The sequence below is a fragment of the Burkholderia sp. LS-044 genome, assembly GCF_004803625.1.
In the GTDB taxonomy this organism is placed as follows: domain Bacteria; phylum Pseudomonadota; class Gammaproteobacteria; order Burkholderiales; family Burkholderiaceae; genus Burkholderia; species Burkholderia cepacia.
On the sequence record NZ_SSWO01000005.1, the window covers coordinates 422,739 to 436,975 of the forward strand.

The following is a 14,237-nucleotide window of genomic DNA, read 5'->3' on the forward strand; positions in this document are numbered from 1 at the left end:
AGAGTTCTATCAAACAGAATGATGTTCTTTCAGATAGAACGATGGAGTATCAAATGAGCGTTTCCGAATATCCGAAGGTGCTGGTCAGCGAGGTCGGGCCGCGCGACGGCCTGCAGAGCATCCGGGCCGTGATGCCGACGGCCGGCAAGCTGCGCTGGATCACGGCGCTGGCCGCGGCCGGCTTGCGCGAGATCGAGGTCGGGTCGTTCGTGCCGGCGAGGCTGTTGCCGCAGATGGCCGACGTGCGTGAGGTCGTCGCGCATGCGCTGGCGATTCCCGGGCTGCATGTCGCCGCGCTCGCGCCGAACCTGCGCGGCGCCGAGGGCGCATTCGAAGCAGGCGTGCACAAGCTGACGCTGCCGGTATCGGTGACGGAGGCGCATTCGCTGGCGAATATCCGCAAGACGCCCGCGCAGATGATCGACGAGGTGCGCGCGATCGTCGCGCTGCGCGATGCGCGGTTCCCGTCGGTGCAGATCGAGGCGGGCGTGTCGGTCGCGTTCGGCTGCACGATCGCGGGCGCGGTCAGCGACGACGAGACGATCGCGATGGCGGTGGCGATGGCCGAATGCGGGGTCGACGAGATCGGGCTGTCCGACACGAGCGGCTATGCGAACCCGGCGCAGGTGCGCCGGCTGTTTGCCCGGCTGCGCCGGGAAGTCGGCGACAAGGCGGGCGGCGCGCATTTCCACAATACGCGCGGGCAGGGGCTCGCCAACGTCGTCGCGGCGCTCGACGCGGGCGTGACGACGATCGATGCGAGCCAGGGCGGCCTCGGCGGTTGCCCGTATGCGCCGGGTGCGACCGGCAACATCGTCACCGAGGATCTCGTGTTCCTGCTCGAATCGGCGGGATTCGACACGGGTATCGACGTCGACGCCCTGCTCGCCGCGCGCGCGATCCTGCACGCGGCGCTGCCGGCCGAGGCGTTGTACGGCCATGTGCCGGACGCCGGTTTGCCGAAGGGCTTCCGTTACGCGGACGGCCGTTCTCCAGCCGCGCCGCAACCGGAAGGATGCCTGGCGGGAGTCGCGCAATGAACGGCCGCCAACCCGCTTCGATGCTGCCGTACGCCGGCGTCCGCGTGATCGAGATGACGCACATGGTGATGGGCCCGACCTGCGGGATGCTGCTCGCGGATCTCGGCGCGGAAGTCATCAAGATCGAACCGATCGCCGGCGACAGCACGCGCGCGCTGCGCGGTTCGGGCGCGGGATTCTTCGGGATGTTCAACCGCAACAAGAAGAGCCTCGCGGTCGACGTGAAGGATCCGCGCGGGCTCGAGATCGTGCTGCGGCTCGTCGCGACGGCGGACGTGTTCAGCGAGAACTTCAAGAGCGGCACGATGGACCGGCTCGGCCTCGGTTATCCGGCGCTGCACTCGCTGAATCCGCGCATCGTGTACGTGTCGCACAAGGGTTTCCTGCCGGGGCCGTACGAGCATCGCACCGCGCTCGACGAGGTGGTGCAGATGATGGGCGGCCTCGCGTACATGACCGGCCCGGAGGGGCGGCCGCTGCGCGCGGGCGCGAGCGTGAACGACATCATGGGCGGCATGTTCGGCGCGATCGGCGCGATGGCCGCGCTCGCGCAGCGCGAGCGCACCGGCCGCGGCCAGCAGGTGCAGAGTTCGCTGTTCGAAAACAACGTGTTCCTCGTGGCGCAGCACATGATGCAGTTCGCGGTGACGGGGCAGGCCGCATCGCCGATGCCGAGCCGGATTTCCGCGTGGGCCGTCTACGACGTGTTCTCCGTGAAGGACGGCGAGCAGATCTTTCTCGCGGTCGTATCGGATACGCAGTGGGCGTTGTTCTGCGATGCGTTCGGGCTGGCTGCGCTGAAGGACGATGCGCGCCTCGCGACCAACAACCTGCGCGTGCAGGCGCGCGAGTGGCTGCTGCCCGAACTGCGCGCGCGGCTCGCGCCGCATTCGGCCGCGGAAATCGGCGCGATCTTCGAGTCGATCGGCCTGCCGTATGCACCGATCACCAGGCCGCAGGACCTGTTCGACGATCCGCACCTGCTGGCGACGGGCGGCCTCGCGGACGTGACTTTGCCGGCCGATGCGAGCAGCGCCGGGCGGCCGGTCGACACGCGCACCGCGCTGCTGCCGCTCACGCTCGCGGGCGAGCGCCTGCGGCTGCGCTCGGCGCCGCCGGCGCTCGGGCAAGACACGCGCGCGCTGCTTGGCGAACTCGGCTACACGCCGGACGAGGCGCGCGCGCTGATCGAAGCCGGCGTCGTGGCCGGGCGGCACGACGCGGACGGCGCGGCGGCGGGCGGCGCGCCGTCGCCGAACGAACTGGCGAGCGCGTAGCGCGGCCGCGATCCCCTGATCGAACAAAGGCGTCCCGACCGCGCCACGCGCGGGCGAGGATCGCCCTATCCACGGAGACAACCATGACATCCGCATTCCCGGCGCTGGCCGCCGATCGCGAGACCGATGCATCGATCGAGCAGCGGGCCGTGCGCAAGGCCGCATGGCGCTTCATCCCGCTGCTCGCGCTCGCGTATTTTTTCAATTACCTGGACCGCACGAGCGTCGGGTTCGCGGCGCTCACGATGAACCGCGATCTCGGGCTGACGGCGACGCAGTTCGGCTGGGGCGCGGGGATCATGTTCGCCGGCTACTGCGTGTTCGAGGTGCCGAGCAATCTCGCGCTGTACCGCTTCGGCGCGCGCCGCTGGCTCGCCCGCATCATGATCACGTGGGGCGTGATGGCGGCCGCGACCGCGCTTGCGACCGGGCCGACGAGTTTCTATGCGATCCGGTTGCTGCTCGGTATCGGGGAAGCCGGGTTCTTTCCGGGCGTGATCTTCTTCCTCGCCGTGTGGTTTCCGGCGAGCTACCGCACGCGGGTGCTGGCGTGGTTCACCGTGTCGACGCCGCTGTCGTCGCTGATCGGCGGGCCGCTGTCGACGTGGCTGCTGCAGCTCGACGGCGCGCTCGGGCTGGCCGGCTGGAAATGGATGTTCATCGTCGAAGGGCTGCCGGCGTGCGCGCTCGGTTTTCTCGTGCTGAAGCTGCTGTCCGATTCGCCCGCGGATGCGGCGTGGCTGTCGAGCGACGAGCGTGCCGCGCTGCAGCGCGCGTTCGAGCGCGAAGGCGCGGCCGCCGGCCGCAAGAAGCGCTTCGGCGTCGCGCTGCGCGACGTGCGCGTGTACGTGCTCGCGCTGATCTCGTTCGGTTTCACGATGGGTTCTTACGGGATCGGCATCTGGCTGCCGCAGATGCTCAAGGCGCACGGCATGTCGACGATGCAGACGGGCTGGCTGTCCGCGGTGCCGTACTTCTTCGCGACCGTCGCGCTGCTGTGGTGGGCGAAGCGCGTGGACCGTCGCGGCGGCCCGGTCGCGAACCTGGCGATCGGGCTGTTCATCGGCGCGGTGGCGCTCGGCGTCTCGACGCACTTCCTGACGCTCGGCCCCGCACTCGCCGGCATTACGCTGGCGCTGGTCGGCACGATCGCCGGCCGCACGATCTTCTACACGCTGCCCTCGCGCTTCCTGTCCGGCCAGGCGGCGGCCGGCGGGCTCGCGCTGATCAACTCGATCGGCGCGCTCGGCGGCTTCGCCGGCCCTTATCTCGTCGGCTACCTGAAGGACGGCTTCGGCACCTTTACCGCCGGCATGCTCGGCCTCGCGATCGTGCTCGCGATCACGACGCTGCTGACGCTGTCGCTGTATGCGTTCGACCGGAGCGAATGACATGGACACGACGCTTTCGATCAAGCGGCGCCGGCTGCTCGGCGCGGCCGCCGCATCGCTCGCGCTGCCCGCGTTCGCCGAGACGCGCGCGGCGACCCAGGAGGGAGTTTCCCGCATGACGACGCAAAGCAACTATCTGGCGGTCCGCCCCGACTGGCTCGCGTCGGCGCTCGAACCTGTGCTCGAGCCCGACCTGCCGATCGTCGACGCGCATCATCATTTCTATGAGCGGCCGGGCTGGATCTACATGCTCGACGACTATCTGCAGGATGCGCGCTCGGGCCACAACATCCAGGCGTCCGTCTACATGCAGGCGCAGACGCGCTATCGCGATGCGGGCCCGGTCGAACTGAAGCCGGCGGGCGAGACGGCCTACGTTGCCGGCGTGACCGAGCCGTTGCAGCAGCACGGCCGTCCGGCTGTCGCGAAAGGCATCGTCGGCCATGCGGACCTGCGTCTCGGCGAGCGCGTGCGCGAGGTGCTCGAAGCACATCTCGAAGCCGGGCGCGGGCGGTTTCGCGGCGTTCGTCACCTGACGACCTGGGATGCCGATCCGACGCTCGCCAATCCGCTATCGGCGGTGCCGCGCGGCATGCTGCTCGATTCCGCGTACCGGGCGGGCGTCGCGCAGCTCGCGCCGCTCGGGCTGTCGTACGACGCGTGGCTGTTCTTTCCCCAGCTACCTGAACTGTTCGAGCTCGCGAAGGCGAATCCCGATACGCGCATCATCGTCAATCACTGCGGCGGCGTCGTACGGATCGCGAGTTATGCCGACAAGCGGCCGGAGGTGTTCGAGCGCTGGTCGGCGTCGATGCGCGCGCTTGCGCAGTTGCCGAACGTGTACGTGAAGGTCGGCGGGCTCGGGATGCGCATCAACGGTTTCGATTTCGAGAAAGGTGCGCGGCCGCCGTCTTCCGTGCAACTCGCCGACGCGTGGAAGCCGTGGATGATGACCTGCATCGACGCATTCGGCCCCGAGCGCTGCATGTTCGAGAGCAATTTTCCGGTCGACAAGGGCTCGTATTCGTTCGTGAACGGCTGGAATGCGTTCAAGCGCCTGACGGCGCAGGCAAGTCAGGACGAGCGCGACGCGCTGTTCCGCGGCACGGTCACGCGGGCTTACCGGCTCGGCTGACGCGCGTCGCGACGACAGGCCCGGCGCTTGCTCACTCCGCTTCCACCAGCGCCGCCAGCCTCGCCAGCGCCATTTGCCAGCCGGTTTCGTTGTCGGCGACCGGCACGCCGGGCGGCACCCCGTCGTGCACGGCGTCCACGCGCGTGCCGCCCGCTTCGTCGGACAGCGTGATCGTGATCGTCATGGCGCCGCGCAGCATCGGATCGTCGGTTTCGAACACGTCGATCTCGACGATCTGCTCGTCCGGCACGAGCGTGACGAAGCGGCCGTGATAGGTATCGGTGCGCGCGGTGGTCTTGCCGGTGCCGGCCGACGGTGCGTCATAGCTCAGCGACACGCGCAGCGCGCCGCCTTCGCGCGCGTCGTACGCATGCACGCGGCACGTCATGCCGTCGGGTACCTTCCATTGTTCGACTGCGTGCGGATCGAGCAGCGCGCGGTAGACGCGCCCGCGCGGGGCGTTCAGGTGCCGGCTGACCCGGGTCGAATGCGTGTGCGTGTGCAACATGTCGCCTCCCGCGGAGCGCGCGCGACGGTGCATGCCGGCGGCCGGCGTGTCGTCGCGCTTCCTTCAGGAATCCTAGGCGCGCACGAGGCGGCATGCAATGATCGCGCACCCGGCCGCGCTCAGCGCAGCGCGGCCGCGAAGGCGTCGAGCTGCGTGATGCAGGTGTTCCAGCCCTCGAAGAAGCCGAGCGCTTCATGGCGCTCGCGCGTGGCGGCGTCCGGATGCATCACGCGCGCCTCGTAGCGGCTGCCCGCATCGTCGTCGGCCATCGTGATGACTGCCGTGAACCCCATCCACGGCACTTGCGGCCGCCAGCCGCCCGCGAGCATCGACGTGAACGCGATGCGCGATTCGGGCACGATTTCGAGGAAGCAGCCGGGGTTATCGCTCGTGCCGCCGTCGGGGCCGCGCATGAACGTGTGGAAAGCGCCGCCCGGACGCAGGTCGAATGCGCGCACTTCGGTGGTCCACGGTTTCGGGCACCACCATTCCTTCAGCAGTTCGGGGTCGGTCCACGCACGCCACAGCGCGTGGCGAGGCGCGTGCAACGTGCGCGTGATGACGAGATCGTGGGCTTCAGCGGGGTCGACGGGGCTGGCTGACATCGTGCTCCTCCTGGTGACGGCGTTCGACGAATTCGACGAGACGATCGGATCGTGCTTCCCACAGCGCGCGTTGCGCGGCGAGCCATGCCTCGGCCTCGGCGAGCCGGCTGCCGACCAGTGTGCAGGTGCGCGAGCGGCCGGATTTCCGGGTCTGCACGAGGCCGCTGCGCTCGAGCACGGCCACGTGCTTCATGAACGACGGCAGCGCCATGTCGAACGGCTCGGCCAGTGCGGAGACGGTCCGCTCGCCCTGGCCGAGCGCGCCGACGATCGCGCAGCGCGTCGGATCGGAGAGGGCGTGGAAGACGTCGCTGATGCCGGGTTGAAAGTTAGCCATGTGGCTAAGTGTAGGCAATGCGAACGGCGATGCAACGGAAATTTTCGTCGCGTAGGATGATGGGGCGGTAACACGCGCCGACCGGGCGCGGTATCGCCGCACGCCTGCTGCCGTTGCGCGAGCCGCGACGATCGGCCGGTGTTCTTTCCGATCCGGCCGCCCGCCGAACCCGTGCGGGCGGCCCACCTGATTACGGGGATGGCATGACCGAATCCGTTACCGTCCGCCGCGTCGACGCGGGCGAAGCGATGACCTGCGTCGATGCGCTGGCCGACGTGCTGATCGATTGCGTCGAGGGCGGCGCGTCCGTCAGCTTCATGTTGCCGATCGGGCGGCCGACCGCCGTCGCGTTCTGGACCCACGTCGCCCACGGCGTCGCGAACGGCGAGCGCATCCTGCTCGTTGCCGAGGACGCGGCCGGCCGGATCGTCGGCACCGTGCAGGTCGTGACCGCGCAGCCGGAGAACCAGCCGCATCGCGCGGATATCGCGAAGATGCTCGTGTCGCGTCACGCGCGCCGGCAGGGCATCGCCGGGCGGCTGATGGCGGCGGCCGACGCGGCCGCGCGCGACGCCGGCAAGACCGTGCTCGTGCTCGATACCGTGACGGGCGGCGACGCCGAGCGGCTGTACGAGCGGGCCGGCTGGCAGCGCGTCGGCGTCGTGCCGAACTATGCGTTGATGCCCGACGGCACGCCCTGCGCGACGACGGTTTTCCACAAGCAACTCGCGTAACGGGGCGCGCGATGCATCCCGTCGCTCCCGCGCTCCTGTTCCTTACGCTCGCGGCCGGTCTCGTCGCGCTGCTCGCGCCTGCGTGGCTCGCGGCCGCGTGGCGACGCCGCACGCAGGTGCCGCTTCGAGTGTTTTTCTACGGGATGCTGACCTTCTTCGTGTTCCAGCCGGTACTGCGCATGTCGTGGCAGATTCCGCTGTACCGCTGGCTTGCTCACGACCCGCGCTGGCACCTGCCGATGCTCGTGTTCGCGGCATTGACGGCCGGGCTCTTCGAGGAATGCGGGCGCTGGGTCGCCTTCCGGTATCTGCTGCCGAAGCGGCATGATGCGCCGACGGCCGTGATGCTCGGGCTCGGGCACGGCGGACTGGAGGCGATGCTGCTGGTCGGCGTCGGGTTTCTCGCGCTCGGCACGGCTTATCTGCTTGCGCACGCGGGTGTCGTGGTGCCTGAGGGCGTGCAGTCGCTGGTCGGGTCGCAGTTCGCGGGCATGACGCTCGCGTCGCCCGTTCTCGCGTTGCTCGAGCGCACGAGCGCGCTGGCCGCGCATGTGGGGCTGTCGCTGATCGTGCTGCAGACGTTCGTGCGCGGAACGAAGCGCTGGCTGGTGTATGCGATTGCGCTTCATTTCGTGTTCGACCTCGTTGTCGTGCTGACGACGCGGTACTGGCATGTCGATACGGTGCTGGTCGAGGCGACCCTGTTCGCGTGCAGTGTCGTGCTCCTGTTGCTGGGCATTCGCTGGAGCCGCCGGGCGGCGGGTGCCGGAGGCGCGAGCACGGGGCACGTCGCGTGACGGGCAGGGGGCGTGTCAGCCGTTTGCAGCGGGTTCGGCCGCCGGATGGCCGGCGCATCTGATTATCCAGGCGGCATCAGCGGGTAAAAGGTCCCCGGTTCGACGAAACGGCAGATCGCAACGGCAAGCGCCGGAATGTCTCCCCGGTCGCGGCGAGCGCAGGGCCCGGGGCGACCGCGCTCCGTCCGGGAATCAGGCAGGGCCGGAGACGTCGCCAGTCCGATATAGTCACGCAGGAAGATTTCAGCAGCACGCCCCGGAACCCCCGCCTCGATGAAACGCTCCCATATCGTCTACGCCCTCACGGGCCTGCTCGTCGCGCTGCCGATTGCCGCGTATGCGCTGGTCAAGCCGCTGCGCGTCGTCGCGCCCGCGCTGGTTCCCGGCGTGTCGTGCCCGAGCGCCGATATCTGCACGGACGATGCCGCGAGGCTCGGCGACGCACGGCAGCTCTATCGCGACGGTTATGCGCGCGCGGCGGCAGCCGTCGGTGCGTTCCGGGAGGCGCCGCGCGTCGTGTTCTGTTCGACCCGCGCGTGCGCCGATGCATTCGGCCTCGGCCAGCGCGCGGCGCTGACGCTCGGGAATTTCGGCGTGGTTGTCGCACCGCGCGGCTGGCAGACCTACTTTCTCGCGCACGAGCTGATCCATCACCGCCAGGCGGAAGTGCTCGGCAACCTGGCCGTCGTGACCAAGCCGCGCTGGCTGATCGAAGGGATGGCGTATTCGCTCAGCGACGATCCGCGCCATCCGCTGGCGGAGCCGTTCGAAGCGTGGCGCACGCGTTTCGGCGCATGGCATGCGGCGCTGGGCGGGCAGCCGTTGTGGGAGGCCGCGCGGGCGGTCGAATAGCGCGGCAAGGGCGCCGAGCGCGCCGTCTTGCCCCGCCGTCTGCCCGTCATGCCGGCGCGACCGGATCGTCGCGCCCGGCGGTGAGCGCGTCCCGCCCTGCCGCGAGGATTTCGTCGGCCAGCGCGGGCTCGGTGCCGGCGATCGCGCGCGACAGCACGAGCGCGCCGACCATCTGGCTGAAGACGGCGATCGCGTCGCGACGCGTCTGCGCCGGTGTCCCGCCTTCGACGGCCACCATCCGTTCCAGCCGGTCGAGATACGTGGCGAGGCCGTGCGCGTAGCACGCACGCGCCGCATCGGTCAGTCGCGGCGCATCGCCCGCGAAACCGGACAGCGGGCACCCGGCCTCGACGTTGTCGCGATGCGCGGCCGACAGATACGACGCCACCTGCGCGTCGAGACTGCCGGCGTTCGGCGAATCCGCGCGGTCCTGCATGGCCTTTTCCATCACCTCGGCGACCAGCGCGTCTTTCGACTTGAAGTGGTTGTAAAAGCCGCCCTGCGTGAAGCCGGCTTCCTTCATCAGCTCCGTGAGTCCTACCGCGTCGACGCCGCGCACGCGGAACAGCCGCTCGGCGGCCGCGACAATCGCGCTCCGGTTCTCGGCAGCCTGCTGTCTTGAAACGCCCATCGATCCCTCCCTGATTTTTTGCCGATCGCGTCGATTGAAAATCACAATGGCGACCACCATTGACATGAGCAGATTGCGTGAACACAATGCACGGCAAAGACAATGGTGATCGACATTGACATCGAGTGTAGCCGACTTGGCGGAGGGTGCAAAGCCGCTGCCGGAACGGCCGATGGCAATCGATCGGCGTCTTGGGCGCCGCCGGGGCACGTGTATCGGGCAACGGGCGGCTCGCCGTCTGCCGGCGGCGTACCGGTTCGGAACGCAATGGCAGCCTGGTTTTTCACCGGATCTCACGCGCGCGGCGAGCCGGCGCGCATGCGATTCATCATGCGAAAGGAAGCGTCATGAAGATCGAAGGTGCAGTGGTGTTCGTCACGGGTGCGAATCGCGGGCTCGGGCTCGAGTTCGCGAAGCAGGCGCTTGCGAGAGGGGCGCGCAAGGTCTATGCGGCGGCGCGCGATCCGGCCACCGTGACGCTGCCGGGCGTCGTGCCGGTGAAGCTCGACGTGACCGATCCGGCGGCCGTCGCGGCGGCCGCCGACGCGGCGCGCGACGTCACGCTGCTGATCAACAACGCGGGCATCGCGCGACTCGGCAGCCTGACGGACGACGGTGCGACCGACGCATTGCGCGACCATTTCGAAACCAACGTGTTCGGGATGCTGGCGATGTCGCGCGCGTTCGCGGGCATCCTCGCCGGCCATGGCGGCGGCGCGATCCTGAACATCCTGTCCGTCGCGAGCTGGGTGAACCGGCCGATCCTGTCGGGCTACGGCGTGTCGAAATCGGCCGCGTGGGCGCTGACCAACGGGCTGCGCCATTCGCTGCGCGAGCAGCGCACGCAGGTCGTCGGGCTGCATGCCGGCTTCATCGATACCGATCTGACGGCCGGCCTCGACGTGCCGAAGGCGACGCCGGCCGACGTCGTGCGCCAGGCGTACGAAGCGATCGAAGCAGGGGAAGAAGAAGTGTCGACCGACGAGTTCACGCGGCAGGTGAAGGCCACGCTGTCGTCGGGCGTCTATCTGGAAGAACCGGCGCCGCGTTGACGCCGCCGGAGCCTCGAACCCGCCCCCCGCGCCGCGTATGCGGTACGGGCGGCGGGCCGGGCCGTCAGGCCGTGGTGTCGATGATGCCCGGGATCTTCACGTCCGGGTTCACGTCCGCGTCGTAGTCGACGCCGGCGATCTCGAAGCCGAACAGCCGCAGGAACTCGGTCTTGTAGCCGGCGAAGTCGGTCAGCTCGTACAGGTTGTCGTTCGTCACGTGGTTCCACTGCGCGACGACCTTCGCCTGCACCTGCGGATCGAGCTCCTTGTAATCCGCGCGCAGGCGGCCTTCCTCGTCGACGTGCGGCGTCGCACCGTACAGGCTGTCCTTGAAGAGCCCGTATACCTGCTCGATGCAGCCTTCGTGCGTGCCGGTTTCCTTCATCGTCTTGAACAGCAGCGACAGGTACAGCGGCATCATCGGGATCGCCGAGCTCGCCTGCGTGACGACGGCCTTCAGCACCGACACGCGCGCATCGCCGCCGTGCGCGGCCAGCTTGTCGCGGATCGACAGCACCTTCTTGTCGAGATCCTTCTTCGCTTCGCCGATCGAGCCGTTCCAGTAGATGTCGTGCGTGATCTGCTCGCCGAGATACGTGAACGCGGTCGTCTTCGCGCCGTCGGCCAGCACGCCGGCTTCATCGAGCGCGTCGATCCACATCTGCCAGTCCTCGCCGCCCATCACGGCGACAGTGCCGTCGATCTCTTCCTGCGTCGCCGGTTCCAGCGTGACGTCGCGGATCACTTCCTTGTCGGTGTCGAGGCCGCGGAACGTGACCGTCTTGCCGATCGGCTTGAGCGTCGAGCTGATGGTTTCGCCCGTCTTCGGATGCGTGCGGCGCGGCGCCGCGAGGCTGTAGACGACGAGATCGACCTTGCCGAGATCCTGCTTGATGGTGTCGATCGTGACCTGCTTGACCTTGTCGGAGAATGCGTCGCCGTTGATGCTGCGCGCATAGACCCCTTTTTCGGCGGCAAATTTCTCGAACGCGGCGCTGTTGTACCAGCCGGCCGTGCCCGGCTTCGTTTCGCTGCCGGCGCGCTCGAAGAACACGCCGAGCGTGTCCGCGCCCGAGCCGAATGCGGCCGAGATCCGGGCGGCGAGGCCGTAGCCGGTCGACGCGCCGATCACGAGCACCTTTTTCGGGCCGTTGGCGATCGGGCCGTGCGAAGTCACGTAGTCGATCTGTTCCTTGACGTTGGCTTCACAGCCGACCGGATGAGTCGTCACGCAGATGAAGCCACGCACGCGCGGTTTGATGATCATGGAAACCCTCTAGTCAGAAAGGCAGAAACGGCCTGAAATCGGAAAAATCCCGCGCATTGTAATGGAAGCGGCCGATCGCGGGCGGGCGCGGCCGGAACCTGGCGGATCGTCCGGTTATTTCTCTCTTGACAGAAATAACTGAAATGCCTAAATTTCACGCTATGGAACTCACACCGATTGCCGAACGATTCATTCTCCACTGGGGCGAAATGGGCTCGCGGTGGGGCGTCAACCGCACCGTCTCGCAGATCCACGCGCTGCTGTATCTGGCCGGCCGGCCGGTCGCGGCCGACGAGATCGCCGAGACGCTCAACGTCGCGCGCTCCAACGTCAGCACGAGCCTGAAGGAGCTGCAGGCATGGCGGCTCGCGAAGGTCGTGCATGTGCTGGGCGATCGCCGCGACCACTTCGAGACGTCGACCGACATCTGGGAACTGTTCAAGCTGATCGTCGAAGGGCGGCGGCAGCGCGAGATCGAACCGACGCTCACGGTGCTGCGCGATTGCCTGACGAATCCGGAGATCGCGAACGAGAGCCGCGAGACCGAGCAGCGCATCCGCGACACGCTGCAGTTCGTCGAGACGCTCACGACCTGGTCGGACGAGATGCTGCGGCTCAAGCCCGATACGCTGATGAAGGCGCTCGGCATCGGCGCGAAGATCAGCCAGACGGTCAGGCGCAAGCCGTCGAAGTAAGCGTTACGCGCAGTGCGGGCAGGCAGCCCGCTTTTTTTGGGGTTTTTATTTCTGTCTGTACAGAAATAACTGTAAGTAGAGGATGAAAATGAACGCTGTCTTGCCGTCGACCTGCCCGCAGGGCCGCACCGGGGCGCGCCGCATGACGGTCCTCGTGTGCGGCGCGAACGGCTTCATCGGGCGGGCACTGTGCGCGCAGCTCGAAGCCGGCGGCCATCGCGTGCTGCGCGGCGTGCGGCATGCGGCCGGCCCGTGCGACGTCGCGATCGACTTCGCCGCCGACATCGATCCCGACGCGTGGCTCGCGCGGCTGAAGGGCGTCGACGTGGTGATCAATGCGGTCGGCATCCTCGCCGATCGGCGCGGCGCGACGCTCGACGCCGTGCACCGTGCCGCGCCGTGCGCACTCTTTACCGCGTGCTGCCGCGCCGGCGTGCGGCGCGTGATCCAGATCTCGGCGCTCGGCGTCGAGCGCGGCGGCACGCGCTACTTCGCCAGCAAGCTGGCCGCCGACCGCTTCCTGCAGACGCTGCCGATCGACTTCCGGATCGTGCGGCCCGCGCTCGTCTACGGCACGGACGGCGCGTCCGCGCGGTTTTTCCGGATGCTCGCGAGCCTGCCCGTGCAGGTGCTGCCGGCGGGCGGCCGTCAGCGGCTGCGCCCCGTGCACGTCGACGATCTCGCCGAAGTCGTCGCGCGGCTCGTCGTGCAACCGGGCGATGCGTCGGCGGCCGGCCGCGCGGTGATCGACGTGGTCGGCAACGACGAAGTCGAATACCGCGAGATGCTGGCCCGCTACCGTGCCGCGCTGGGATTTCCTCCGGCCGCCCGCGTGACGCTGCCGGGCCCGCTGGCCGGCGCGGCGGCCGCGTTGCTCGGCACGCTGCCGGGCGCGATGTTCACGCGCGACACGTGGACGATGCTGCGTGGCGGGAACACCGGCGATCCGGCCGCCGTCACGACCATGCTCGGCCGGCCGCCGCGCGGGATCGACGGCTTCATCGGCACGGAAGCCGCCGCGCTGCGTCGCGATGCGCTGGCGATGTGGCGTCGGCCGTTGCTGCGCGGCGCGCTCGCGATCGTGTGGATCTGGACGGCCATCGCCAGCGCGTTCATCCATCCGCTGCCCGCGAGCCTCGCGCTGCTCGCGCCTGCGCACCTCACGGGGCTGCCCGCGCTGATCGCGCTGTACGCGGCCAGCGCGCTGGATTTCGCGTTCGGCATCGCGACCGTCGCCGCGCCTTCACGGCGCCTGTGGGCGGCGCAAGCGGCGCTGATCGTCGCGTACTCGGCCGTCATCGCGATCACGATGCCGGCGCTGCTCGCCGAGCCGTTCGGCCCCGTACTCAAGAACGTGCCGATTCTCGCGATCCTGTTGATCCTTTTTTCAGAAGAAGAACAAGCATGAATACCTATCTCGTCATCAAGGCGCTTCACATCCTGTCCTCGGTGCTGCTGGTCGGCACCGGCTTCGGCACCGCGTTCTACCTCTTTTTCGCGAACCGCACGCAGTCGGTGCCCGCGATCGCGGCCGTGTCGCGCCTCGTGGTGCGCGCGGACTGGTGGTTCACGACGCCGGCCGTGATCTTCCAGCCGGCATCGGGGCTCTGGCTCGCGCACACCGCCGGCTGGCCGTGGCATACGCCGTGGCTGCTCGCATCGATCGTGCTGTATGCGATCGCCGGGGCGTGCTGGCTGCCGGTCGTGTGGCTGCAGCTCGAACTTGCGTCGATGGCGAAGCTCGCCCATGCGAACGGCGACGCGGCATTGCCGGAGCGCTACTGGCGCTATGCGAAGCGCTGGGAACTGCTCGGCTACCCGGCGTTCTTCGCGATGCTGTCCGTCTACTTCCTGATGGTGCTCAAGCCGATGTAAGCGCGTGGCCGCCGCGCACGGGAGCGGCGGTACGGCGTGCG

General features: G+C 68.5%; 16 protein-coding genes. 11 read left to right on the plus strand and 5 right to left on the minus strand.

The annotated features are described in order from the left end of the window. Positions 1–53: 53 nt before the first annotated feature. From E9536_RS16220 to E9536_RS16235, 4 genes are all read left to right on the plus strand, one after another. A complete protein-coding gene (locus tag E9536_RS16220) occupies positions 54–1,040 on the plus strand; it encodes a hydroxymethylglutaryl-CoA lyase (protein WP_027790379.1) in 987 nt (328 codons plus the stop codon). Next, entirely contained in the window at positions 1,037–2,317 is a 1,281-nt protein-coding gene (locus E9536_RS16225; RefSeq protein ID WP_048023531.1) for a CaiB/BaiF CoA-transferase family protein, read from the plus strand. Before E9536_RS16220 ends, E9536_RS16225 begins: the two co-directional genes overlap by 4 nt. Before the next feature lie 83 nt (positions 2,318–2,400). Next, positions 2,401–3,708: an MFS transporter gene (locus E9536_RS16230; protein ID WP_059699828.1), complete on the plus strand. Its 1,308-nt coding sequence runs from the start codon at positions 2,401–2,403 to the stop codon at positions 3,706–3,708. 1 nt (position 3,709) lies between these two features. Next, entirely contained in the window at positions 3,710–4,843 is a 1,134-nt protein-coding gene (locus tag E9536_RS16235; RefSeq protein WP_136470168.1) for an amidohydrolase family protein, read from the plus strand. A gap of 31 nt (positions 4,844–4,874) precedes the next feature. Here the strand turns inward: E9536_RS16235 and E9536_RS16240 are convergent, their stop codons facing one another. The 3 genes from E9536_RS16240 to E9536_RS16250 all read right to left on the minus strand — a co-directional run bounded on the left by E9536_RS16240 (position 4,875) and on the right by E9536_RS16250 (position 6,293). Next, positions 4,875–5,351: an SRPBCC family protein gene (locus E9536_RS16240; protein WP_027790383.1), complete on the minus strand. Its 477-nt coding sequence runs from the start codon at positions 5,349–5,351 to the stop codon at positions 4,875–4,877. 119 nt (positions 5,352–5,470) lie between these two features. After that, the gene (locus tag E9536_RS16245; protein ID WP_060173999.1) at positions 5,471–5,956 is read right to left on the minus strand and encodes an SRPBCC family protein; all 486 of its coding nucleotides are present in this window, start codon (positions 5,954–5,956) and stop codon (positions 5,471–5,473) included. Continuing rightward, on the minus strand, positions 5,928–6,293 hold the full coding sequence (locus E9536_RS16250) for a metalloregulator ArsR/SmtB family transcription factor (protein WP_027790385.1): 366 nt from the start codon (positions 6,291–6,293) through the stop codon (positions 5,928–5,930). The genes E9536_RS16245 and E9536_RS16250 overlap by 29 nt, the downstream gene beginning before the upstream one ends. A 203-nt stretch (positions 6,294–6,496) precedes the next feature. Here E9536_RS16250 and E9536_RS16255 point away from each other — a divergent pair, with 203 nt between their 5' ends. The 3 genes from E9536_RS16255 (at position 6,497) to E9536_RS16265 (ending at position 8,676) form a co-directional block, all read left to right on the plus strand. After that, positions 6,497–7,027, plus strand: coding sequence for a GNAT family N-acetyltransferase (locus tag E9536_RS16255; protein ID WP_059699822.1), 531 nt, complete (start codon positions 6,497–6,499; stop codon positions 7,025–7,027). Positions 7,028–7,038: 11 nt separating this feature from the next. Next, on the plus strand, positions 7,039–7,824 hold the full coding sequence (locus tag E9536_RS16260) for a YhfC family glutamic-type intramembrane protease (protein WP_136470169.1): 786 nt from the start codon (positions 7,039–7,041) through the stop codon (positions 7,822–7,824). Between the two features lie 273 nt (positions 7,825–8,097). Then, on the plus strand, positions 8,098–8,676 hold the full coding sequence (locus E9536_RS16265; protein ID WP_027790388.1) for a membrane protein: 579 nt from the start codon (positions 8,098–8,100) through the stop codon (positions 8,674–8,676). A gap of 46 nt (positions 8,677–8,722) precedes the next feature. On the opposite strand, the gene E9536_RS16270 is transcribed toward E9536_RS16265, so the two are convergent. Beyond that, positions 8,723–9,307 (minus strand): TetR family transcriptional regulator, encoded by a 585-nt coding sequence (locus E9536_RS16270; RefSeq protein ID WP_059621826.1) that lies wholly within the window; start codon positions 9,305–9,307, stop codon positions 8,723–8,725. A 347-nt stretch (positions 9,308–9,654) separates the two neighbouring features. On the opposite strand from E9536_RS16270, the gene E9536_RS16275 reads away from it, so the two are divergent. Next, positions 9,655–10,359 (plus strand): SDR family oxidoreductase, encoded by a 705-nt coding sequence (locus tag E9536_RS16275; RefSeq protein WP_048023522.1) that lies wholly within the window; start codon positions 9,655–9,657, stop codon positions 10,357–10,359. Between the two features lie 64 nt (positions 10,360–10,423). Here the strand turns inward: E9536_RS16275 and fabV are convergent, their stop codons facing one another. Continuing rightward, positions 10,424–11,626 (minus strand): enoyl-ACP reductase FabV, encoded by a 1,203-nt coding sequence (gene fabV / locus E9536_RS16280; protein ID WP_021159934.1) that lies wholly within the window; start codon positions 11,624–11,626, stop codon positions 10,424–10,426. A 161-nt stretch (positions 11,627–11,787) separates the two neighbouring features. Here fabV and E9536_RS16285 point away from each other — a divergent pair, with 161 nt between their 5' ends. The 3 genes from E9536_RS16285 (at position 11,788) to E9536_RS16295 (ending at position 14,196) form a co-directional block, all read left to right on the plus strand. Further along, positions 11,788–12,321: a MarR family transcriptional regulator gene (locus tag E9536_RS16285; protein WP_006480371.1), complete on the plus strand. Its 534-nt coding sequence runs from the start codon at positions 11,788–11,790 to the stop codon at positions 12,319–12,321. Between the two features lie 88 nt (positions 12,322–12,409). Next, positions 12,410–13,729: an SDR family oxidoreductase gene (locus E9536_RS16290; protein WP_136470170.1), complete on the plus strand. Its 1,320-nt coding sequence runs from the start codon at positions 12,410–12,412 to the stop codon at positions 13,727–13,729. After that, on the plus strand, positions 13,726–14,196 hold the full coding sequence (locus tag E9536_RS16295; RefSeq protein ID WP_021159932.1) for a DUF2269 domain-containing protein: 471 nt from the start codon (positions 13,726–13,728) through the stop codon (positions 14,194–14,196). The genes E9536_RS16290 and E9536_RS16295 overlap by 4 nt, the downstream gene beginning before the upstream one ends. Positions 14,197–14,237 lie beyond the last annotated feature (41 nt).

Excerpts from the sequence above, each read along its gene's own strand:
- E9536_RS16265 (WP_027790388.1), top strand. The coding sequence starts at position 8,098 with ATGAAACGCTCCCATATCGTCTACGCCCTCACGGGCCTGCTCGTCGCG.
- E9536_RS16220 (WP_027790379.1), top strand. The coding sequence starts at position 54 with ATGAGCGTTTCCGAATATCCGAAGGTGCTGGTCAGCGAGGTCGGGCCG.
- E9536_RS16290 (WP_136470170.1), top strand. The coding sequence starts at position 12,410 with ATGAACGCTGTCTTGCCGTCGACCTGCCCGCAGGGCCGCACCGGGGCG.
- E9536_RS16245 (WP_060173999.1), bottom strand. The coding sequence starts at position 5,956 with ATGTCAGCCAGCCCCGTCGACCCCGCTGAAGCCCACGATCTCGTCATC.
- E9536_RS16235 (WP_136470168.1), top strand. The coding sequence starts at position 3,710 with ATGGACACGACGCTTTCGATCAAGCGGCGCCGGCTGCTCGGCGCGGCC.
- E9536_RS16260 (WP_136470169.1), top strand. The coding sequence starts at position 7,039 with ATGCATCCCGTCGCTCCCGCGCTCCTGTTCCTTACGCTCGCGGCCGGT.
- E9536_RS16230 (WP_059699828.1), top strand. The coding sequence starts at position 2,401 with ATGACATCCGCATTCCCGGCGCTGGCCGCCGATCGCGAGACCGATGCA.
- E9536_RS16275 (WP_048023522.1), top strand. The coding sequence starts at position 9,655 with ATGAAGATCGAAGGTGCAGTGGTGTTCGTCACGGGTGCGAATCGCGGG.
- E9536_RS16250 (WP_027790385.1), bottom strand. The coding sequence starts at position 6,293 with ATGGCTAACTTTCAACCCGGCATCAGCGACGTCTTCCACGCCCTCTCC.
- E9536_RS16255 (WP_059699822.1), top strand. The coding sequence starts at position 6,497 with ATGACCGAATCCGTTACCGTCCGCCGCGTCGACGCGGGCGAAGCGATG.
- E9536_RS16240 (WP_027790383.1), bottom strand. The coding sequence starts at position 5,351 with ATGTTGCACACGCACACGCATTCGACCCGGGTCAGCCGGCACCTGAAC.
- E9536_RS16295 (WP_021159932.1), top strand. The coding sequence starts at position 13,726 with ATGAATACCTATCTCGTCATCAAGGCGCTTCACATCCTGTCCTCGGTG.
- E9536_RS16285 (WP_006480371.1), top strand. The coding sequence starts at position 11,788 with ATGGAACTCACACCGATTGCCGAACGATTCATTCTCCACTGGGGCGAA.
- fabV (WP_021159934.1), bottom strand. The coding sequence starts at position 11,626 with ATGATCATCAAACCGCGCGTGCGTGGCTTCATCTGCGTGACGACTCAT.
- E9536_RS16270 (WP_059621826.1), bottom strand. The coding sequence starts at position 9,307 with ATGGGCGTTTCAAGACAGCAGGCTGCCGAGAACCGGAGCGCGATTGTC.
- E9536_RS16225 (WP_048023531.1), top strand. The coding sequence starts at position 1,037 with ATGAACGGCCGCCAACCCGCTTCGATGCTGCCGTACGCCGGCGTCCGC.